Source organism: Caballeronia hypogeia (assembly GCF_001544875.2).
Classification (GTDB): domain Bacteria; phylum Pseudomonadota; class Gammaproteobacteria; order Burkholderiales; family Burkholderiaceae; genus Caballeronia; species Caballeronia hypogeia.
This window is the reverse complement of the sequence record NZ_FCOA02000013.1, coordinates 64191-83179: the sequence shown is the minus strand read 5'-3', so window position 1 is coordinate 83179 and position 18989 is coordinate 64191. Positions and strand designations below refer to the sequence as shown.

General features: G+C 62.1%; 22 protein-coding genes and 1 pseudogene. 8 read left to right on the top strand and 15 right to left on the bottom strand.

Annotation, left to right across the window (positions count from 1 at the left end):
• Positions 1-21: 21 nt before the first annotated feature.
• Positions 22-513: a nucleoside deaminase gene (locus AWB79_RS19920; RefSeq protein WP_061169159.1), complete on the top strand. Its 492-nt coding sequence runs from the start codon at positions 22-24 to the stop codon at positions 511-513.
• On the opposite strand, the gene AWB79_RS19915 is transcribed toward AWB79_RS19920, so the two are convergent.
• The 10 genes from AWB79_RS19915 to AWB79_RS19870 form a co-directional block, all read right to left on the bottom strand.
• A complete protein-coding gene (locus AWB79_RS19915; RefSeq protein WP_061169158.1) occupies positions 504-1244 on the bottom strand; it encodes a DUF429 domain-containing protein in 741 nt (246 codons plus the stop codon). The genes AWB79_RS19920 and AWB79_RS19915 overlap by 10 nt on opposite strands.
• A gap of 79 nt (positions 1245-1323) precedes the next feature.
• Positions 1324-2538 carry a porin gene (locus AWB79_RS19910; protein ID WP_096031574.1) on the bottom strand — a complete coding sequence of 405 codons (1215 nt, stop codon included), beginning with the start codon at positions 2536-2538 and terminating at the stop codon, positions 1324-1326.
• Between the two features lie 10 nt (positions 2539-2548).
• Positions 2549-4054 carry an aldehyde dehydrogenase family protein gene (locus AWB79_RS19905; RefSeq protein ID WP_061169157.1) on the bottom strand — a complete coding sequence of 502 codons (1506 nt, stop codon included), beginning with the start codon at positions 4052-4054 and terminating at the stop codon, positions 2549-2551.
• Between the two features lie 11 nt (positions 4055-4065).
• Positions 4066-4509 (bottom strand): c-type cytochrome, encoded by a 444-nt coding sequence (locus AWB79_RS19900; protein WP_082862393.1) that lies wholly within the window; start codon positions 4507-4509, stop codon positions 4066-4068.
• Positions 4506-4991 (bottom strand): c-type cytochrome, encoded by a 486-nt coding sequence (locus AWB79_RS19895; RefSeq protein ID WP_061169156.1) that lies wholly within the window; start codon positions 4989-4991, stop codon positions 4506-4508. Before AWB79_RS19895 ends, AWB79_RS19900 begins: the two co-directional genes overlap by 4 nt.
• Positions 4988-5509: a methylamine dehydrogenase light chain gene (locus AWB79_RS19890; protein ID WP_061169155.1), complete on the bottom strand. Its 522-nt coding sequence runs from the start codon at positions 5507-5509 to the stop codon at positions 4988-4990. Before AWB79_RS19890 ends, AWB79_RS19895 begins: the two co-directional genes overlap by 4 nt.
• A 39-nt stretch (positions 5510-5548) precedes the next feature.
• On the bottom strand, positions 5549-6205 hold the full coding sequence (mauD, locus tag AWB79_RS19885; protein ID WP_061169154.1) for a methylamine dehydrogenase accessory protein MauD: 657 nt from the start codon (positions 6203-6205) through the stop codon (positions 5549-5551).
• Positions 6202-6750 (bottom strand): MauE/DoxX family redox-associated membrane protein, encoded by a 549-nt coding sequence (locus AWB79_RS19880; protein WP_061169153.1) that lies wholly within the window; start codon positions 6748-6750, stop codon positions 6202-6204. Before AWB79_RS19880 ends, mauD begins: the two co-directional genes overlap by 4 nt.
• 9 nt (positions 6751-6759) lie before the next feature.
• The gene (locus tag AWB79_RS19875; protein WP_232470946.1) at positions 6760-7890 is read right to left on the bottom strand and encodes an amine dehydrogenase large subunit; all 1131 of its coding nucleotides are present in this window, start codon (positions 7888-7890) and stop codon (positions 6760-6762) included.
• 265 nt (positions 7891-8155) lie between these two features.
• Positions 8156-9100, bottom strand: a complete 945-nt coding sequence (locus tag AWB79_RS19870; RefSeq protein WP_061169151.1) for a helix-turn-helix domain-containing protein — start codon at positions 9098-9100, stop codon at positions 8156-8158.
• Positions 9101-9486: 386 nt separating this feature from the next.
• Between AWB79_RS19870 and AWB79_RS19865 the strand changes: the two genes are divergently transcribed.
• A complete protein-coding gene (locus AWB79_RS19865; protein ID WP_061169150.1) occupies positions 9487-10914 on the top strand; it encodes a spinster family MFS transporter in 1428 nt (475 codons plus the stop codon).
• Between the two features lie 84 nt (positions 10915-10998).
• On the opposite strand, the gene AWB79_RS19860 is transcribed toward AWB79_RS19865, so the two are convergent.
• Positions 10999-12468: an ATP-binding protein gene (locus tag AWB79_RS19860; protein ID WP_061169149.1), complete on the bottom strand. Its 1470-nt coding sequence runs from the start codon at positions 12466-12468 to the stop codon at positions 10999-11001.
• Positions 12469-12556: 88 nt separating this feature from the next.
• Between AWB79_RS19860 and AWB79_RS39125 the strand changes: the two genes are divergently transcribed.
• Positions 12557-12730 carry a hypothetical protein gene (locus AWB79_RS39125; RefSeq protein WP_198399058.1) on the top strand — a complete coding sequence of 58 codons (174 nt, stop codon included), beginning with the start codon at positions 12557-12559 and terminating at the stop codon, positions 12728-12730.
• A gap of 8 nt (positions 12731-12738) precedes the next feature.
• Here AWB79_RS39125 and AWB79_RS19855 read toward each other — a convergent pair whose 3' ends face one another.
• Positions 12739-13371 carry a response regulator transcription factor gene (locus tag AWB79_RS19855; RefSeq protein ID WP_061169148.1) on the bottom strand — a complete coding sequence of 211 codons (633 nt, stop codon included), beginning with the start codon at positions 13369-13371 and terminating at the stop codon, positions 12739-12741.
• A gap of 291 nt (positions 13372-13662) precedes the next feature.
• Between AWB79_RS19855 and hpaC the strand changes: the two genes are divergently transcribed.
• Positions 13663-14202, top strand: coding sequence for a 4-hydroxyphenylacetate 3-monooxygenase, reductase component (gene hpaC, locus AWB79_RS19850; RefSeq protein WP_061169147.1), 540 nt, complete (start codon positions 13663-13665; stop codon positions 14200-14202).
• Between the two features lie 28 nt (positions 14203-14230).
• On the opposite strand, the gene uraD is transcribed toward hpaC, so the two are convergent.
• Entirely contained in the window at positions 14231-14755 is a 525-nt protein-coding gene (gene uraD / locus AWB79_RS19845; RefSeq protein WP_061169146.1) for a 2-oxo-4-hydroxy-4-carboxy-5-ureidoimidazoline decarboxylase, read from the bottom strand.
• Between the two features lie 116 nt (positions 14756-14871).
• Positions 14872-15819, bottom strand: a complete 948-nt coding sequence (locus tag AWB79_RS19840) for a LysR family transcriptional regulator (RefSeq protein ID WP_061169145.1) — start codon at positions 15817-15819, stop codon at positions 14872-14874.
• A gap of 289 nt (positions 15820-16108) precedes the next feature.
• On the opposite strand from AWB79_RS19840, the gene AWB79_RS19835 reads away from it, so the two are divergent.
• From AWB79_RS19835 to AWB79_RS19820, 4 genes and pseudogenes are all read left to right on the top strand, one after another.
• Complete coding sequence (locus AWB79_RS19835) at positions 16109-17449, top strand: MFS transporter (RefSeq protein WP_061169144.1); 1341 nt, start codon at positions 16109-16111, stop codon at positions 17447-17449.
• Between the two features lies 1 nt (position 17450).
• Entirely contained in the window at positions 17451-17975 is a 525-nt protein-coding gene (locus AWB79_RS19830; RefSeq protein WP_061169143.1) for a hydroxyisourate hydrolase, read from the top strand.
• A gap of 26 nt (positions 17976-18001) precedes the next feature.
• A complete protein-coding gene (gene uraH / locus AWB79_RS19825; RefSeq protein ID WP_061169142.1) occupies positions 18002-18340 on the top strand; it encodes a hydroxyisourate hydrolase in 339 nt (112 codons plus the stop codon).
• Between the two features lie 15 nt (positions 18341-18355).
• Positions 18356-18646 (top strand): annotated as a pseudogene (locus AWB79_RS19820) (LysR substrate-binding domain-containing protein); the annotation flags it as partial.
• A gap of 52 nt (positions 18647-18698) precedes the next feature.
• Here AWB79_RS19820 and AWB79_RS41065 read toward each other — a convergent pair.
• Complete coding sequence (locus AWB79_RS41065) at positions 18699-18821, bottom strand: hypothetical protein (RefSeq protein WP_269767974.1); 123 nt, start codon at positions 18819-18821, stop codon at positions 18699-18701.
• Positions 18822-18989: the final 168 nt, after the last annotated feature.

Sequence of the window (18989 nt, the reverse complement as noted above, 5' to 3'; positions counted from 1 at the left end):
GTCAAAACAAGGAGCAAGGACATGATCGATGACATCGACAAGCAGCATCTGACCCGCTGCATCGAACTGGCGCAGGAAGCGCTCGACAGTGGCGACGAGCCGTTTGGCTCGATGCTCGTCGCGAAGGACGGGCGCGTGCTGTTCGAAGACCGCAATCGCGTGAGCAGCGGCGATCAGACGCGGCATCCGGAATTCGCCATCGCGAAGTGGGCGGCGGAAAACCTGCCCGAAGCCGAACGCAAGGACGCGGTCGTCTACACATCGGGCGAGCATTGCGCGATGTGTTCGGCCGCCCATGCGTGGGTCGGACTCGGACGCATTGTGTATGCCGCGTCGACGGAACAGTTCACGCGCTGGCGCACCGAACTCGGTGCGACGCCAGGCCGCGTGCGTCCGCTCGCCATACAAGACGTGATCGACGATACGCTGGTCGAAGGTCCCGTCGATGAATTCGCGGAGCGCGCAAAAGCACTACACGTGGCTTACTATCGCCGCTCTACGGGTCAGCAGTAGATCGCCATCCGAATGCCCGCCGCGTCGGTTTCGATCGCGTCGGGCACATGAAAGGCGTCGCCCGACGCGATGCGGCGCGCGCTCCACAACAGCGCGAAGGCATCGAGCACATCGTCTTGCGAAGCTTGCGCGGGCTTTCTCGCGCCCAACGCGGTATCGACAGCCGAGCCGAACGTCCGTACGAGCAACGCATGGCGCAATTCGAATCCCGCCGCGCGCGCCTTGCTTTCACGCAGACCGTGCGACGGGCCACCCGTCTGCATGCGCAAATGCATGAAGCTCAGTTCGGGATGCACCTCGAACACGCGCGCCGATGCGTCTGGATTGGCACGCAACACGTCATCGACTTCCCTGATCTTCTTCCCGATGTGAAAGGCCTGAATGGCGATGCGCTTGCCGCACGCCGCGTAGTTGATCTCGCACGCTTCCTGGTAGTCCGACGCCGCCAGCGCCGCGCGAGCCGGCGGCGAAAACACGGAACTCGCGCGCGGCCGCCCGAGCAGCTTGCGTGCGAGAGCGTCGCACGCGCGCATGCCGTCCGACGCGAGACCGATGGGCATATCGACCGCGACGATGGCATGCGTGTGCTCCCCGGCGAGCACATCCGCGAAGCGGCTCACCACGCTCGTGAATAAGTCGCCGCTTTGTCCGCATTGCCGGACGACGAACCATCCGGCCTTGCAGCCATCCACGCCGAGCAGATCAAACGGTTCTTTACGTTCGTTGTTCATCCGGCGATCTTATCAACACAAGCAAAAAAACCCGGCGGGGAAAACTCCCGGCCGGGTTGAAGCACGCCCTCGGAAATACTTAAAAGTTATGCCGTATGCCGAGCGTCACGGATAACTGCCAATCGCTGTTCGAATTCGGCAGATTGGGAATCTGCGCATAATTCGCCGGCCCGCCCGTCGCCGGGTCGACACCCAAGCCGGCACCCACGGCCTTCTGCATGATCGCGACGCCATACAGCGCGGTGCGTTTCGAAAGCGCATAATTCGCGCCAAGATTCAACTGATGAAAGCGTGTCGACGAACTGGCGTCCGGTTTCGCATTGTTATAGATGTACGCGAGCCCGAGTTGCAGAAACGGCGTGGCCGCATACGTCAGATTCACTTCGCCGATATCGAACGCGATATTACGTCCCTGTGGATTCGCGCTATCCGCAAAGTACTGGCTATGCTCCAGCCGGCTATGCGTATAAGTCAACGCAATGGTCGCCGGCCCGATTGCATAAGATGCGCCCGCGCCATAAGCCTTCAACGCTTCAGCATTCTGCAACTGGCAATAGAGCGCGGTCTGATTCGAGCAGGCGAAGTCGCCGATATAGCCATTCGCGCCGCCCAGTGCGGCATCGAGCGGGTTGCGCAGATTCAGATAACCCGCGCTGATCGAAACCGGCAGACGTGCATAAGTCGCCGCGATCGCATAGCCGCGACGCTGTGCGTAATCGCCCGCCACACCGCCGAGGCTATAAGTGCCGCCTACCGAAAATCCGTTCCAGTCGGGGCTGGTGTACTTAATCGAGTTATTGAGGTTGAACGCTTCGTTCAGGTTATCGACGTCGCCGAAATGTGAACCGTAAAGCGTCGCCCACGAATTGCTCGACGCGTACACGCCGAGCGCGTCCGAATACGAATCGTATTGACGCCCGAACGAGAGCGTGCCGAACTGTTCGTGCGCCAGTCCCACCCAGGCCTGACGGTTGAACATCGCCCCGCCCTGCACGAACGCTCCGGTGCCGGTATAGAAGCTGTTTTCCAGGTTGAACTTCGCCTGCAAACCGCCGCCCAGATCTTCCACGCCCAGCAGGCCGAAGCGCGAAGGCACGAGATTGCCGCCCGAGAATGCGAAGTTATGCCCCGAGCCGACGCTGCCATCGGCATTGGTGAACTGCTGATTGGTCGTGTAGGTCACGCCGGCATCGACAGTGCCGTACAGCGTCACGTTGCTTTGCGCCGATGCGCTGGCGCATACCGCGAGCGCCGCCGTCGACACGAGCTGGCGCGCGATCGTTTTGTTGGTCATGCGAACGCCCTCACGCGTAGTTGATCAGCACCGACTTGGTCTCGGTGTACATGTCGATCACCGCGCGTCCCAGCTCGCGCCCGAAGCCCGATTGCTTGAAGCCGCCGAACGGCATCGCGTTGTCGAGCAGCGAGTGGCAATTGACCCAGACGGTGCCTGCCTTGATGCGCGGCACGAGCTTGTGAATCGCCGAAAGATTGTTCGACCAGATGCTCGCGCCGAGACCATACGGCGTGTCGTTCGCCTTCGCGACCACGCTGTCGATATCGCTGAACGGCATCGCCACGAGCACGGGGCCGAAGATCTCCTCGCGCACGACGCGCATCGAATGATCCGTATCCACCAGCACGGTGGGCTTCACGAAGAAGCCCGCGCCTTCCTTGCGCGCGCCGCCCGCGATCGCGCGCGCGCCCTCGTCGCGCCCCGCTTCGATATAACTCAGGACGCGATCCATCTGCCGCGCGGAGACGAGCGGCCCGATCTGCGTCGATGCATCGAGTCCCGGCCCCATCGGCAGCGCCTGCGCGATGGCCGCGACGCGCTCCATCACGCGGTCGAATACTTTGTCGTGCACATACACGCGCGAACCCGCCGTGCAGACCTGTCCCGAGTTGAAGAAGATCGCATTGGCGACGCCTTCGGCAGCTTTGTCGATATCGACATCGGGCAGCACGATCACCGGCGACTTGCCGCCGAGTTCGAGTGACATGCGCGTCATGTTGTCGAGCGCCGCGTGACCGATCGCCTTGCCGGTCGGCGTCGATCCGGTGAACGCGATCTTGTCGATGCCTGGATGACGCGCGAGCGCCGCGCCGGCCGTGCGGCCGAGGCCGGTAACGACATTCACGACGCCCTTCTCGATGCCCGCTTCTTCGAGCAGCATCGCGAGGCGCAGCGCCGACAGCGGCGTGTCTTCCGCGGGCTTGAGCACGACGGTGCAGCCTGTCGCGAGCGCGGGCGCGAGCTTCCACGACGCCATCAGCAGCGGAAAATTCCACGGGATGATCGCGCCGACGACGCCCACCGGCTCTTTGCGCGTATAGCCGAAGAAATCATTCGACGGGCTGTACGGAATCGATGCCTCCAGCGTGCTGCCTTCGATCTTCGTCGCCCAGCCGGCCATGTAACGGAAGCACTGCGCCGCCATCGATACATCGAGGCCCTGCGCGACCGTCACCGGTTTGCCGTTATCGAGCGATTCGATTTCCGCGAGCTCGCGCGCATTTGCTTCGATGAGATCGGCGACGCGCAACAGGAGGCGTTCGCGATCGGTGGGCTTCATGCGCGACCAGGCCGAGTCGTCGAATGCGCGGCGCGCGGCGAGCACGGCGCGATCCACATCGGCTTCGTCGGCGCTCGGCACACGGGCGAGCAATTCGCCATCGGCGGGATTGATCACGTCGAGCGTGGCGCCATTCGAGCTCTCGATCCATGCGCCGTCGATCAGCATTTTTCTGGCTGACGCGAGAAATGCGCGCGTCGAATCGAGCATCGGCAGATGCTGGTTGTTATTCATTGCGGTGTCTCCTAGTAGTGTTCCGGGACGGCGTTCACGCCGTTCTCCTGCAATTGCTTTACGAGCTTCGTGCGAGTACGCGCGACGTCGGTGAGCGCGGGACGTCGATGCGCCGCGACCTCGTCCGCCGTATAAGGTTTGAACGACGCGGGCCGCGAGTCGGCGTTCATCGTCGTGAGCAGCCAGTTCAGGACGTTCGCGAGTTCTGCATCGTTGAGCGCTGAATTCGACGCGCCCGGCACGCTCATCACGAACTGACGCCCCTCGGGCAGCGAGACGAAATGACCGAGCGAATTGCGCAAGGGCGGCACCTTGCCGGGAATGCCAGAGCCATCGGCGGTGTGGCATCCCATGCAGTTGAGCACCCAGTCCTGACGCGCGCGCGCCGCGTCGTACGCTTGCGCCTGAGACGCAGCCACCAGCGCGAGCGCGGCGAGCACGGCGCGCGGCTTCATAGCCCCAGCCCCTTGATGACCGAGGCGCGCTGCTGATGCACGGCGGTCTGATCGAGCGGTCCAGCGCGCCATGCCTTGACCTCGGCGGCGTCGAAGGGCCTGGCCGCGCCGTGCTCCGCGTTGAGATCGAACACTACGTAATTCAGCACGTCGGCGATCTCTTCATCGGAGAGCGATGCGAAGCTCGGCATCTTGAAGTTATAGCTCTTCTCCTTCACCTTGATCGGGCCGAACATGCCGTACATCACGGTGTGCCCCAGTTGCGCGCGGCCTTCAGACGTGCCCGCATACTTGCCCGGATACTCGACGAGCGGCGGCGCGAGACCATCCATGCCGCGTCCGCCCGCCTGATGGCAGACGGCGCACTTGCCGTCGAAGGTCGATTTGCCGCCGGGGTAATGCACCGTTTGCGCGAAGGCTTGCGGTGCGAGACTCATCGCGCCGGCCATCAACGCGCTCATTAAAACGCTTGCAGTCTTCATTGCGTCGCCGCTCCCAACAATACCGATACCGAGCAGTGGTAATTCGAGTTGCCGTTCGCCATGCACCAGTTGATGTCGTTGTTGAGCGACAGCTTGTAGAGCGGCTTCTCGCGTTCATTGCGATTGCAGAAGCAACGTCCGCAACTCGTCTTGCCGCAGCAGTCGTTGTACGACACGATGTAGTCCGAGCCGTCGTGCGGATTGCGGCAGGTGCCGATCCACGTGATCGGCGAAGGTGTCGTGCCCGGCGGGCAACTGCTCGACGTGCCGCCGCAGCAACTGCAAAGCCAGCCATCGATCGCGCAATACTTCCAGTAATCGCAACTCGTCGGATCGTCGCTCATGGACGAGCCCGGCTTCTTGGGCTCCTGTGCATACGCAGTGCGATCCACCGGCAGCAGCGGCACCATTGCCGACCCGACCAGCACCTTGCCGAGCTTCGCCATTGCACTGCGCCGCGAACTGCGCTGCGCGACGCCACGCGCCTTATGCTCGAAGAATGAATCCAGCCATTTCATGGACGCTCACCTGTAGGATTGAATGTGTTATCGGCGTCTTCAGGCGTGCTGCCCGACATGCGCTTCGTGGTCGTCATGAGCGTGGTCATGGGCGTGATCGTCGTGCTTGCCATGCACGAATTCCTGCAACGATGCAACGCCGCGTTCCTTCGCTTCGAACAGGCTTTCCAGATGTTCACGCGTATTCACAAGGCCCTTCGCACGCACCTTGCCTTCTTCGTCGAGCAGAACCGCATACGGCAGCTTGCCGATCTGATACGAAAGGCCAAGCTCTTGCGAGAGCACATACGGATATTGCGAAAGACCCGTCTTGCGATAGAACGCGGCGTGTTCGTCGAATTCGCCGTCGCTGGCGAGCACGATATCCGTTGCTCCTTCGCGCGACTGGATCGACGGCAGCAGCGGCAGCAGCTTCTTGCAGACCGGGCACGTCGGCGACAGGAAGAACACCAGCGTATTGCGCTTCGAGTTGGACAGGCCGCCGACCTTCACCGCGCGGCCAGCTATATCGGCCAGTTCGAACATCGGTGCGACCGCGCCGACTGCCGGGCCTTTATCGATCATCAATGCGCCCGCGGGCATCATGCGTTCATACAGAATCCCGACTTGGCGAACGAGTGCGAGACAGATCGCGCCGAGCGCGAGCAAAGCGGCCCACGACAGTGCGGCCGAAATCATCAGGGCGGTTTGCATCATGAATTCCTCAGAGAATCGAGCTTGGGAAGATTGACCAGCAGCACGTCGAGCGTGAACCACGCGGCGACGGCGAAAAGCGTGCAGGCGCCTGCGCTCAGGTAGTCGAACCATACGAGCGCGCGTGCGGCTTCGGGCATAAGCGTGAGTGCGGCGAGCGCGACGAGCATGAAGGCACGCCCGACATGCCACCAGCCGATCGACTTCGGCGTGCGCGCCGAAGTGACGAAGCCCGAGCAGCCGCAGTCGATATCGGTATGACCGCGCAGCACGTTGATCGCGAGCGCCACGCCGAAGAGCGCGAACAACGCGATCAGCGCGATGGCGGCGGGCACGCGTGTATCGGCGAACAGCAGGCCGATCGCGCCCGCGGTTTCCAGCGCGGGAAACACCAACGACAATGGCATCACCGCGAACGAAGGCAACAACGCGAACGCCGCGAGCGACGCCCTGAAGCGCGCGGGCTCGCGCCACTTCGGCGCGGCGCTCGCGAGCGCGATGATCGTCGCGGACGCGATGCACACCATGAGAATGACGGGATCGATCATCGCGTCACCTCAAGGATTGAGCAGCAGCGTGGACGTGGTGCCCATCTGCTTTTCAACGTGCTGCTTCTTGCCGGTCGTCGCATCCATCATGACGAGATCGGAGGTCGGCGTGAGACCGTACAGAACCGGCTTGTCGTCGGTGCTGACCTGAATGGCGAGCAGCGGATCGATCTTCTGCTTCGCCAAATCCCAGCGCGCGATACGCTTCTTGCTCTCGGTATCGAAGACCCAGATCTCCGTGCCCGGGTCCTTGTGCGAGCCGTCAGCGCCCTTATGCATCGCGACATACAGACGATGACTCGCGACATGCAGCGCGGTCTGCTGCAAGCCGCCCGGTCGCCATCCTGCCTTGCGTTCCTGATCGCTCAGCAAAGACCACGACGTACCGAACATGGGCGCATCGCCGGAGAAGTCCGCACTGCGCACGTTGCCGTGAAAGGTCGTGAACAGATACTTGTTGCCATCGCGCACGGCGTTGATGAAGGCCGGATCGTGGTCGACGTCGATGAACGCATCGGAGAGCTTGCGGCTCGCTTCCTTGCCGGTCGCATCGAGCTTCACGGTCAGCGCCTTGCCGCTCTCGCACAGCGAGGTGAAGCGGTCGTTGCCGCTCGGATACGCGAGCACGCAGCCGTCCGTGTCGATCTCGCCGACCACGGTCTTCGTGGCCGTGTCGATCACCGTTACCGAAGTCGACGGCGTGATGTTCGACACGAAGAGACGGCTTGCGTCTGCCGAAAGAATCGTGCTGTAAGGCGTCGGCACGGTCTGTCCGTGCTTGGCCGGAATCACGATTTCACCGGTCACGTCGAGCGTTGTGTTGTCGATGATCTCAACCACATCCGTGCGTGCGCCGTGGCTGCCGCGCGCGAAGTACGTCGTCGCGACATAGCTCGTCTTGTGATCCGGGGAAATCGTGAAGCCCGGTGCGAAGCCGCCATCGATCTCGCCGACGAAGCGTTTCGTATCGCCATCGAATACATGGACGCGCGCATCGGTCATGCTCGCGAACGACACGTCCGTCACGAACACGCGATGCGGGTTATACGGCGGCACCTTCGCCACCGTCAGTTCTTCCGGTTTTTCGGCAGCGCCCGCGTGCATATGACACGCAAGCAGTCCATAGAATACGGCCCCCATCGCGGCGGCCAGCCGTTTCCGCTTCATCTGTGCTCCTCCTTGTTTATGTCGAACCGACTCTAAAGACGACAATAAAAAAGAGCACTTCGGAACCGGCAGCGCGTGCGTGCCGAAATGGAGCATTCGAAAGGCAGCCGACAGAGACGCGTGAATTCAATGCGCGAGCGGCTTCGCGCCGGACTCAGGCGAAAAGAAATGAAAGGATCAGGCCGATCCGCGCCGTGCGTGGGCGGCTATGGAAGACGAAGGGGAAATGTACCGCGCTTCAGCGAGCGCGAAAGGTCTGCGAAGGAAGCTCGCCGAAAAGGCTTTTGTAATCGCTGGCGAAGTGGCCGAGGTTCGAAAAGCCCCAACGCATGGCCGCTTCGCGCACCGGAAGTTCGCCTTGCGCTGTCGTCGTCAGAAGCCGCCGGACCTGAGCGAGGCGCACTGCACGCAGATAACTCACCGGATTCATTTGCGTGACCGATTGAAAGCTGTTTTGCACCGTGCGCCGGCTGACGCGCAGTTTTTCGCATACATCCAATACGGAAATGGGCTGCTCGGGCCGCGTGAGAACGAGATCGTGCGCGCGCCTGACGATGTCGGCGCGGCATGCGTAGGTCAGTCTGTCCTCGTACGACGGCACGTGAAAAGTCAGCAGATCCAGCATGCTTTCGGTCACGGCTTGCGTGAATCGATGCGCAACGTCATCGTCCGAAGAAAGGCTATCCGGCGCGGCCAGCACCGTTTCCACCGCTGCAATGATGCGCTTTCCGGCGCGCGCGCCCGCCGCGCCGGGAATGTTCAGCACGTGCCGACGGAGCACTTCGTCCTGGACATCGACGCCCGCCGCGTCCGCCGCGGATTCGAGCAGCTTCGCGTCGATAGCGACGCCGAGCAGCGACATATTGGGCGGCGAATGCAGCAGGAACTCTTTGTCGCCTGGCGCTACGACCAAGGCGTTCTCGTCGACCTTGATGCCCTGAAACGAGTAAGGCGCGCCGCCGCTCAGGACGAGACCGAAGGTCACGCATCCTGCCGGCAATTGTCCGCGCTGCACGATACGAACGTTCGCGGACTCCTGAAACACCTGGACGCCAGCCACCGAAACCTGCTTCACCGTGCTGCGGAATGCACCTTCGCCGACCTGGTCGTAGCGCTGCTCCCAACCGGTCAGCGCATGTGCGTGCCGGTCGGCGTCCTCGAAGGTTTGATAGTTGGCGTACATGCCCTGTTCCTGCGGATGACAGTCGGCGAATGCGACTGCTTATGCAATTTCTATTTGATGGCGTCAAGCTTTCTGATTCTTCTCTTTTGACGTGTACGACACAATTCTAGGAATGCACGATTGAAAATCGCGCGCAAGCATGCATAGGCGAGCAATTGCTCTCGCGAAGTTCAGAAATCACTTTACGACTTCTGGCCAATGACCGAAGTCTGTCGTCGAATGGCGCATATTTGCCGCACTGATGACCGCATCCGTTTTCGGCTGATTTGACGCGGATATGCGACGCATCGACACTGCGTTCCTTCCGTATTTCCTTCTACACCCATTCGCGCGGCGCTGATCCGCGTGAAAGCCTGCGCACGCGTTCAAAAAAGCGGAGACACACGATGCAATCCCCTAGCAGCCCTCAATCAGGAAACAAGCGCTACACCTACGAGTGGTACGTCGTGGTGATCTGCATGCTGGCTTATGTGTTCTCGTTCATCGACCGCCAGGTGCTCGCGCTGATGATCGAACCGATCAAACGCGACCTGCATCTCACCGATACGCAGTTCAGCCTTCTGCACGGATTCGCGTTTTCGCTCTTCTACGCGGTGATGGGCATGCCGATCGCCTATCTCGCTGACCGTTTCGCGCGCCCGAGAATCATCGCGACGGGCATCGCCCTGTGGAGTGTCGCCACCGCGACATGCGGGCTGAGCCAGAGCTTCGTGCATATGTTCGTCTCGCGCATGAGCGTTGGCGTGGGCGAAGCGGCGCTTTCGCCCGGAACCTATTCGATGCTCGCGGATTGCTTTCCCAAGGAGAAGATGGGGCGCGCGGTCGGTGTCTATTCGTTGGGCTCGTTCATCGGCGGCGGCATTGCCTTTCTCGTCGGCGGCTATGTGATCGCGCTGCTCAAGCACGCGAGCGTCTTCACTTTGCCTCTCTTCGGCGAGATGCGCGCGTGGCAGCTCACGTTTTTCATCGTCGGCTTGCCGGGCCTGCTGGTCGCGCTGCTCTTCACGCTCACGGTGCGCGATCCCGGGCGCAAAGGGCTCGCGCAGGACGGCACGGGCAAGGCGAAGCGTGTTTCGATGAGCGATGCCATGCGTTTTGTCGCGAGCCATCGCAAGACTTTCTTCTGCCATTACGTCGGCTTCTCGTTCTATGCGATGGGCCTCTATTGCCTGATGAGCTGGACGCCCGCGTTCTATATGCGGCGCTTCGGACTGACGCCGGTCGAAACGGGCTATACGCTCGGCGTGATCATGCTCGTCGCCAACACGACTGGCGTGTTCTGCGGCGGATGGCTGAACGACTGGCTATTGCGACGCGGCCGCGCCGATGCGCCGATGCGCGCCGCCTGGATCGGCGCCGCCTGCATGCTCGTGCCGGCCATTGCGTTCACGCAAGCGGCAAGCCTCGGTGCGTCGCTTGCGTGGCTCGTCGTGGCGATGTTCTTTGCATCGTTTCCGTTGCCCACCTCCGCCGCCGCGGTGCAGTCGCTCGCGCCCAATCAGATGCGCGCACAGATCTCGGCGATGTTCCTGCTGGTCTCCAACCTCATCGGTCTGGGTCTCGGAACGACGCTGGTCGCGATTTTGACGGACAAGCTATTCGGCTCACCGCTCGCAGTCGGCCATTCGATGGCGATCATCAACGCCGTCGCGATCGTTCTTGCGGCTGTATTGCTCTTCATCGGCTGCAAGCAGTATCGATCGAGTCTCGAACGCGAGGCGCGTGAAGCGCGCATCACGCTGGATGCGGTTGAGACCAACGAGCACCTACCCGCAGGCGCGACGAACACAGGTTCGCGTCGAGGCATTGCGTGAGGAAAATTCACCTGTCCCTTCGCGCGTGAGATCGGCTTCCTGCCCTGATCCGATGATGCATCCGCGCGCGCGCCGATGCATCTTTCATTCGACTAGCGGCAACGCGAAGCAGCATTCGAGGCCGCCGTCGGCCGGGCGTTGCGCCCATATGCGCCCGTCATGACGCGACACGATGTTCTTGCACAGAGACAGGCCAATGCCATTGCCGCCTGCCTTCGACGAGGAAAAGCCGTCGAACAGACGTTCGAGCGCTTCGTCGGGAACGCCCGGGCCGTTGTCGATCACATGCAGTTCCGCGGCCTCGCCGTTCCTCACGGTCGCGAGCGTGACGATGCCACTCGAAGACTTCGCGCCCGTCAGCGCTTCGACCGCGTTGAAGGCCAGATTGAGGATCACCTGGCCGATCAGCACGCGTTCGCAGCGTATCGGCAAAGGCGCGCGCCATTGCTCGATCTTCACGGCTACGCCTTCGTCGCGCGCGCGCAGTTGAATGAAGTACGCGACATCGGCGAGCACGTCGCGCAGGTCGATCTCGATCTCCACGGGTTCGCGTTTCACGACGAACTCGCGCACGCTCTTGATGATATGTGCCGCATGCTCGGCCTGACGATCGGCTGCCCGCAACCCCCATACGGCGCTCTCGACGGAATCCGGCTGAGACAGGCGTTGAATCGCCCCTTCAATGAAGTTGCGCACCGCCGCGAGTGGTTGACTCAATTCGTGCGCGATGGCTGTGGCCATTTCGCCCATTGCGTTATAGCGGCCCGCGTATTCCAGCATGCGCGCCTCTACGCGGCGTGCTTCCTCGGTCGCGACTTCGTCGGTGATATCGCGAAAGTGCACCAGCACGCCATTCGCCTCATCGTCGATATCGATGCGCCGGCAAGTGATGCGCAACCACCGCCTGATGCCGTCGCGGCGCGTGATCGGATAACGTTGCGCGGGCGTCGAATGCTGGCGCGTGGCGCTGCGCAGTTGCGCGATCAGGCGGCCGCGGTCTTCGGGCGTGCAGTAGTCGAGCGCGACGCCTAGCGGCGCATCGCCCGCCAAGCCCAGCACGCGCCGCCCCGACTCGCTGATGAAGCTCACCTTGCCGCGCGGCGTGAGCACCGCGACGCCTTCGCCCAGGTCCTGCATGTATTCACGCAAACGCGCCTCGTAGCGGCGCAGTTTCTGACGCATCGCTTCTTCCACGCTGATGTCGCGGAACTGCACCATCACCACCGCGCGCTCGCGCAAGGGCACATACGTGGCCACCGCCTCCGACAACATATGCACGCCCGCGCGCGAGCGATAACACCATTCATAACTTTGCGGACCTTCGGTGACCGAGCGGTCCATTGCATTCACCGCGATTTCGCGCCGGTATTTCACGTCCTCGCGCGTCATGTCGTGCGCCTTGAGCGGCAGCAGTTCCTCGACCGAAAAGCCGAGCGCGACGCACGCCGCGCGATTCGCCCAGACGATGGCTTTGGTTTCCGCGTCATGCAGCAGCACGCATTGCGTCAACGCATCGAGCAGGCGGTGGAAATCGTCTTCGGCGGGAAAGTTCATTGGAGTGCGCGAGGAATGCGTTCTTGCAAAGCAAACCATAGCATCGGCGGGCGCGCCATGTCCCTAAAGATTTCTTTAGATGACCGGGATGCTTTACCATCAAGCGCCCACGCCTTCCCAATTGGGCATCGCGGGCATTCCGATGGGCACGCCCGGTTCCGCCGATCACATCGCCGATGTCGACGTGCAGCTCGCGCCACCCGATGCGTATTTCGCCAATGGAGCGTACCGGGGCATGAACAGCGGCCCTTATATGCGCTAGCGCGCGCCTCAGGCGCGCTCGTCGTCCGGCGGACTCCATACTTCGAGCACGTCGCGCACGAGCGTCGCGATGGAGGCCGCGCCGAGCTTGTCCTTGATGCTCGCGCGATGCACGTCGACGGTCTTCACGCTGATCGACAGATCGGCGGCGATGCGCTTGCTCGCCTTGCCTTCGATCACGCCGCGCAGGACATCCTTCTCGCGTGCGGTCAACGACTCGACGCGTTCGCGCAGCTCACGCTGGCGTTGCTCCTTCGCATGCCGCTGCGTGGCGAGCTTCATTGCGCGCTGTACGCGCTCGAGCATCTGCTGCGAGTTGTAGGGCTTCTCGACGAAGTCGATTGCGCCGTGCTGCAATGCGCGCACGGACATCGGGATATCGCCATGGCCGCTCACGAAAATGATCGGCAAGGTCGCGCCGCGGCGGTTGAGCTCGGTCTGCACGTCGAAGCCGCTGGTCTCGGGCATGCGCACGTCGAGCACGAGGCACGCGGGCCGCGTGACGTCGAAGGCGTTCAGGAATTCGGCTGCGCTGGCAAAGCCTTCCGACTTCACGCCGACCGAGTCGAGCAGCCACGCCAGAGAGGTGCGCATGCCGTTGTCGTCGTCGACGATATACACCACGGGAGCGGGAGAATTCATTGCTGAAAAGGGCTCATTCGATGCATGCACGGGACCGCGCGTGCCGGAGATTCTGCTGTCTCGCCGCGTGGTCTGGTTCTTGTGGAGCGTCCATGATAGCCAGCCGGAATTCGCGGCGAAAGTGCTTTCCTCACGGCGCCTATCCCATATCGGTAAAACCTTTAGTGCGCTCGGTAACGAGACCGGCCAAGTCGGCGGATCATGCGGATTCTTTTTGTGCGCTTCGACGCGTACGCTTGAACCATAACTTGATATACACAGCATGAACATGAACGAACAGGAGACGCCCTTATGTCCGCCACGCCCCTCCAGGCCGTCCGGAATGACCTCGAACCCGTGCGCAAGCAGTTCCGTCAGGCCATGGCGCATCTCGGCGCAGCCGTGAACGTCATCACCACCGCGGGTGCGTCCGGCCGATGCGGGATCACCGCGAGCGCGGTGTGCTCCGTCACCGATGCGCCGCCCACGCTGCTCGTCTGCATCAACCGTTCGAGCACGATGCATGCTGCGTTCGTCGCCAATCGCGAGGTATGCGTAAACGTGTTGCCGGGGCATCTCGAGCAGATTGCACGGCATTTCGCAGGCCACACGCCGTTATCGATGGAAGAGCGCTTCTCGCTGCCCGTCTGGGACGAAGGGCATAACGGCGTGCCCGTCCTGCGCGATGCGCTCGCGAGCCTGCAAGGGACCATCGTCGAGGCGAAGGAAGTGGGATCGCATTCGGTGATGTTCGTCGAAACGAGCGTGATCCGCGTGCGCGACGATGGCGACGGCCTGATTTATTTCGATCGGAATTTCCATCGCGTGCCACGCGTCTGCGCGGCGCAATGATATTTGAACGTCCCGGCGAAGCGCCTTGTCAATTCAGCCCAGTGAGACGCGCACTCAGCCGGGCGCGCGTGATTGCCCCGATCTGGGCGAGGGCCTCGTCGAGCTCCTGCTGCGAGCTGCGCCCGATGCGCCGCTCCAGCGCACTGAAAATGCCTTCACGCGTGTAGTGCCGCACGCAGATGATGAAGGGAAAGCCGTGACGCTTCAGATAAGCCGCGTTGAGCTGATCGAGCGCGGCTTCCTGCTCGCGCGACATGGCGTCGAGGCCGGCACTCTTCTGCTCGTCGTTCGAATCGGCCGTCATGGTTCCCGCACGGATGTTTGCGCCGGACAAAAGCGGGTGCAGATTCAGAAACGCGCGCTGACCCTGATCATCGAGGCGGCGAATCACATCCATCATCGCTTCGTGCAGCGCGCCTTCTGATGCGAAGGGCCGCGCGCTCCACGCGCCTTCGGCCGCCTGCGGAAAGTGCTCGAACACGCTCGCGAAGGCGCCGAGGAAGGCCGAGTGATCCAGCGCGTTGACTGGTTCCAGATTGATCGACTGTGACATGAGCTGCTCTCTCCCTGAAGACTCGTAAAGCACGATATTCGTGCCGAGTATAGGAAGCGCGCGCGGGCCCGGCGAGACAGCCGATCCTATGAGCCATATAACAGAAGCCGATAGCCCTACGGGCGATGCATGTCGCGCAGCATGCGAAGCTCCTGGGACGCTGCCGTCAGCATGCCGCGCAGCCATACATGCGAAGCCGAGCGATGCCGCGACGGATGCCACAACTGATAAAAGCGCATGAACGGAAAGTCGATCGGCGGTTCGAGAACCGCGAGTGGCAGATTTTGTGCGTGATAGTTCGCGAAGTGCCGTCCTGTCGTGAGAATCAGGTCGGTGCCCGGGATCAGGCTTGGCGCGAGATTGAAATACGGACAGCTCACGCGATTATCGCGATGTACGCGCATGGTGCTGAGCCCCGTATCGACCACTCCGCGCTGGTCCCGCGAGTACGGCGTCGGCACGATATGCGAAGCGCTCAGATAGTCCTCGGCATCGAACTTGCCTGATAGCGCGTGCGCGCTGTCGTTCGCGACGACACAAACCACGTCGTCTTCCAGCAGCACGGACAGGTGCAGATGCTCCGGAGGATTGGGCCAGTTGCCGATGACGATATCGGGCGAACCTTCGGAAAGCGCCTGCTCATAGTTGAACGAAGCCGACAGCGGCACGGCAATCAGGCGCGCATGGGGCGCAGCGCGCCTGAATTCGCGCACGACATGCGCAAAAAAGGGCGGCGCCAGATAGTCGGGCATGCCCACGGTAAAGCTTTGCTCGGTGGTCGCGGGGTCGAAATGGTCATCCGATACGAGCAGGTTATCCAGCGCGGATAGCGCTGCCTGCGCGCTCTGCGCCAGTTGAATGGCGCGCTCGGTGGGCACCATCACGTTCTTTTCGCGCGTGAGCAAGGGGTCGTTGAAGATCGCCCGCAGCCGCTTGAGCGCCGAACTGATGGCCGGCTGCGACTGGTTCATACGAATGGCCGTGCGCGACACGCTGCGCTCGGCGATCAACGTGCATAGCACGCGCAGCAGATAGGTATCGAATGGATCGTCGGTGCGATTCATGGTCAGTTCCGTGCCGGGATGGTTCGCGTGGGCTGCGTCGCCATTCTGCCAGCGAGCGTGACCTTATCCGCCACTCGGCGGCGGCGCTAGGGTAATCCATAAGTAAGGAGAAGCACGTCGAAAATCCGCGCGAAGCCAGGCCACACAAGGCTTCGCAACCCATATGCATGTTGCTATGGGCCTTATTGGCCCCTCCCCCGTTTCCGAATTTCAGGCCGTTTCTATACTTGCTTCCAACTGGTCGCGCGGCTGTGTCCGGGCGACGCAAACCGACTGGAAAGGAGAAACCATGTCGCTCATCAAACAGGAGATGCCGGTGTTCGCGAGCGAGGCCGAAAGCGCCGAAGCGAGCGTCTATCGCAAGGTCTCATGGCGTCTGCTGCCGTTTCTCGGCGTGTTGTGGGTACTGGCCTGGCTGGATCGCGTGAACATCGGCTTCGCCAAGCTGCAGATGCTGGACTCGCTGCACTTCAGCGAAGCGGTGTACGGTCTCGGCGCGGGCATTTTCTTCATTGGGTACTTTCTCTTCGAAGTGCCGTCGAACATGCTGCTGCAGAAGATCGGCGCGAAAAAGACGATCATGCGCATCACGATCTGCTGGGGCGTCATCTGCATGCTGCAAACGCATGTCACCACGCCCACGCAGTTCTATGTCCTGCGCTTCCTGCTCGGCGCATTCGAAGCCGGCTTCTATCCGGGCGTGATCCTCTACCTCACGTACTGGTATCCGTCGCAGCGCCGTGCGAGGGCTTTCGGCACGTTCATGTCGGCATCGGCGATCGCCGGTGTGCTGGGCGGCCCGCTCGCGGGCTGGATCATGACGTCGATGAGCGGCGTGCACGGCATGTACGGCTGGCAGTGGCTTTTTTTCATCGAAGGCATTCCTTCGGTGCTTGCCGGCATCTTCGCGTTCTTCTACATGACCGACAAGCCCGAGCAGGCGCGCTGGCTCAGCGACGCTGAAAAGCGCATCGTGCTCGACGTCCTGCAACGCGACAACGCAGCGATGGGCGAGCGTGGTCACGACTGGCGCTCGCTGTTCTCGAACCGCAAGGTGTGGCTGCTGATCGCGATATTCTTCTGTCTGCTGTGCGCCAACTCGACGCTGACGTTCTGGATTCCCACCGTCATCAAGGACGTGGGCATCGGCACGCCGATGGCGGTCGGCTGGATCGCGGCGGTCGCCTATCTGTGCGGAGCGCTGGGCATGATCGTCAACGGCGCTCACTCCGACCGCAGCAACGAAGTGCGCTGGCACTTCAGCGGCGCGGCGATCGTGGGTGGCGTATCGATGGCGCTGCTTGCCGTGCTGATGGGCTTCGACAAGGTATCGCCCGTCATCGCGCTGTTGGCCATGACGGCATCGCTCGTCGGCACCATGAGCGCGATTCCCGTGTTCTGGCAGTTGCCGAACCGCTATCTCGCGGGCAGCGCGGCGGCTATCGGCGTCGCGCTCATCAACTCGGTCTCGAACCTCGCGGGCTTCGGCGCGCCCTATGTGATGGGTCTCATCAAGAACGCAACGGGCAAAGTCACGACGGGGCTGTATCTCGTCGCCATCATCGAAGTGCTGGCCGCGGTGCTCGTGATCATCGGCATTCGGAAACTCGGCAACAAACAAGAGGCGTGACATGAGCGACAAGGACACATCCCCGGCTTTCGATGTCAGCCGCCGCCGTTTTGCCCTGCAATCCGTGGCGCTGGGCGGCAGCATGCTGATGGCCCGGGCGGCGCTCGCTGCGGACACGCAATCGTCGCCCTCCCCCAACCAGACTTCCGGCCCCGTGCAACAGGACGGCCTGAGCCCGCGCCTCACCATGCACGGTCTGGATACCTGGCACGGCACCCCGGCAGCGGGCATGCGTGTGGACCTGTTCGCAATCGAAAACGGCAGCCCGAAGCTCTTGCAGACGATCACGCTGGCGGCGAGCGGCCGAAGCGAGCCGCCGCTCCTGATTGGCGAGACGTATCGTGTCGGCACGTACGAACTGCTGCTGCATGCGGATGATTATTTCGCTACGCGTAAGGTAAATCTGCCGCAACCGATGTTTCTCTCGAAGATCCCGCTGCGCTTTCGCATCACCGACGCGAGCCAGAGGATTCATCTGCCGGTGCTGTTCGGCCCGTGGAGCTACAACTACTATCGCGGCAGCTGAGCGAACAACACGCAAGGAGCAACATCATGGCCGCAGGCATTACCACTCATGTACTCGACGTCGCGCTCGGCAAGCCCGCGGGGGGCATGCAGATCGAGTTGTTCGACGTCGGCACGCAGCCGCCGACGCTCATCGCGCGCACGCGTACCAACCGCGACGGACGCACCGATGCACCAATCCTGCCCGCCGCGCAGGCACGTGCAGGCGACTTCGAATTGCGTTTCTGGGTGGCGGATTACTTCAAGACGCCCGATGTGTTCGCCGATGTCGTCCCCGTGCGCTTCACGCTCGCCGATGCTGCCCAGCACTATCACGTGCCGTTATTGTGCTCGCCGTGGAGCTTCGGAACCTATCGCGGCAGTTGAGTTTGCTACCAGTCCGGATTGATTCCGGGGCAGATCATGGAGTTGGGCACGCTCGACGGCATCGTGTCCTGTGTCGCGGCGGGCATGGGCATCACGCTTCTGCCTAAAGCCGTGGTCGAGCGTCACGCCAGCCGCCGCTCGGTTCGATGCCACACTCTTCCGCCCGCATTCGCCAATGTGACGACGGTGTTTATCCGCAATCAGCATGCCGTCGTGACGCCCGCATTATCCGCAATGCTGGAGCTCGCGCACGAGCAGTTCAGCCAAGGTGTCGATACCGAGGCTGCATTGACTGAAAGCGTTTGATCACAAGCTGCATTAAACATGCAGCTTCGCGTACGACGCGTGTCATGCGAACTCACGCATATCGAAGCTGCAATTTCTCGCGTGCCGCGCCCGCAATCTCGCTCTCCTGCTCCAGGCCGCTGGCCAGTTCAGCGACGCGCTCCGCGGCAGGCATCACACGATCGATCTTGCCCACTCCTTGCCCCGCATAGAGCGATAGCTTCTGCACCATTTTCGGTTTGTCGATGGCGCGCGCCGCCGCCCATGAAACGCAGCAGATTCCAGCGATCCCGGTTTGGCATGACCCGATGCGGTGTGCCGTATTTCCAGCCGAACGAATAACCTGTTCGGTACTCGGTATCGT

Coding starts and splice junctions, on each gene's coding strand:
- AWB79_RS19920 (WP_061169159.1), top strand. CDS start 22: ATGATCGATGACATCGACAAGCAGCATCTGACCCGCTGCATCGAACTG.
- AWB79_RS19915 (WP_061169158.1), bottom strand. CDS start 1,244: ATGAACAACGAACGTAAAGAACCGTTTGATCTGCTCGGCGTGGATGGC.
- AWB79_RS19910 (WP_096031574.1), bottom strand. CDS start 2,538: ATGACCAACAAAACGATCGCGCGCCAGCTCGTGTCGACGGCGGCGCTC.
- AWB79_RS19905 (WP_061169157.1), bottom strand. CDS start 4,054: ATGAATAACAACCAGCATCTGCCGATGCTCGATTCGACGCGCGCATTT.
- AWB79_RS19900 (WP_082862393.1), bottom strand. CDS start 4,509: ATGAAGCCGCGCGCCGTGCTCGCCGCGCTCGCGCTGGTGGCTGCGTCT.
- AWB79_RS19895 (WP_061169156.1), bottom strand. CDS start 4,991: ATGAAGACTGCAAGCGTTTTAATGAGCGCGTTGATGGCCGGCGCGATG.
- AWB79_RS19890 (WP_061169155.1), bottom strand. CDS start 5,509: ATGAAATGGCTGGATTCATTCTTCGAGCATAAGGCGCGTGGCGTCGCG.
- mauD (WP_061169154.1), bottom strand. CDS start 6,205: ATGATGCAAACCGCCCTGATGATTTCGGCCGCACTGTCGTGGGCCGCT.
- AWB79_RS19880 (WP_061169153.1), bottom strand. CDS start 6,750: ATGATCGATCCCGTCATTCTCATGGTGTGCATCGCGTCCGCGACGATC.
- AWB79_RS19875 (WP_232470946.1), bottom strand. CDS start 7,890: ATGGGGGCCGTATTCTATGGACTGCTTGCGTGTCATATGCACGCGGGC.
- AWB79_RS19870 (WP_061169151.1), bottom strand. CDS start 9,100: ATGTACGCCAACTATCAAACCTTCGAGGACGCCGACCGGCACGCACAT.
- AWB79_RS19865 (WP_061169150.1), top strand. CDS start 9,487: ATGCAATCCCCTAGCAGCCCTCAATCAGGAAACAAGCGCTACACCTAC.
- AWB79_RS19860 (WP_061169149.1), bottom strand. CDS start 12,468: ATGAACTTTCCCGCCGAAGACGATTTCCACCGCCTGCTCGATGCGTTG.
- AWB79_RS39125 (WP_198399058.1), top strand. CDS start 12,557: ATGCTTTACCATCAAGCGCCCACGCCTTCCCAATTGGGCATCGCGGGC.
- AWB79_RS19855 (WP_061169148.1), bottom strand. CDS start 13,371: ATGAATTCTCCCGCTCCCGTGGTGTATATCGTCGACGACGACAACGGC.
- hpaC (WP_061169147.1), top strand. CDS start 13,663: ATGTCCGCCACGCCCCTCCAGGCCGTCCGGAATGACCTCGAACCCGTG.
- uraD (WP_061169146.1), bottom strand. CDS start 14,755: ATGTCACAGTCGATCAATCTGGAACCAGTCAACGCGCTGGATCACTCG.
- AWB79_RS19840 (WP_061169145.1), bottom strand. CDS start 15,819: ATGAATCGCACCGACGATCCATTCGATACCTATCTGCTGCGCGTGCTA.
- AWB79_RS19835 (WP_061169144.1), top strand. CDS start 16,109: ATGTCGCTCATCAAACAGGAGATGCCGGTGTTCGCGAGCGAGGCCGAA.
- AWB79_RS19830 (WP_061169143.1), top strand. CDS start 17,451: ATGAGCGACAAGGACACATCCCCGGCTTTCGATGTCAGCCGCCGCCGT.
- uraH (WP_061169142.1), top strand. CDS start 18,002: ATGGCCGCAGGCATTACCACTCATGTACTCGACGTCGCGCTCGGCAAG.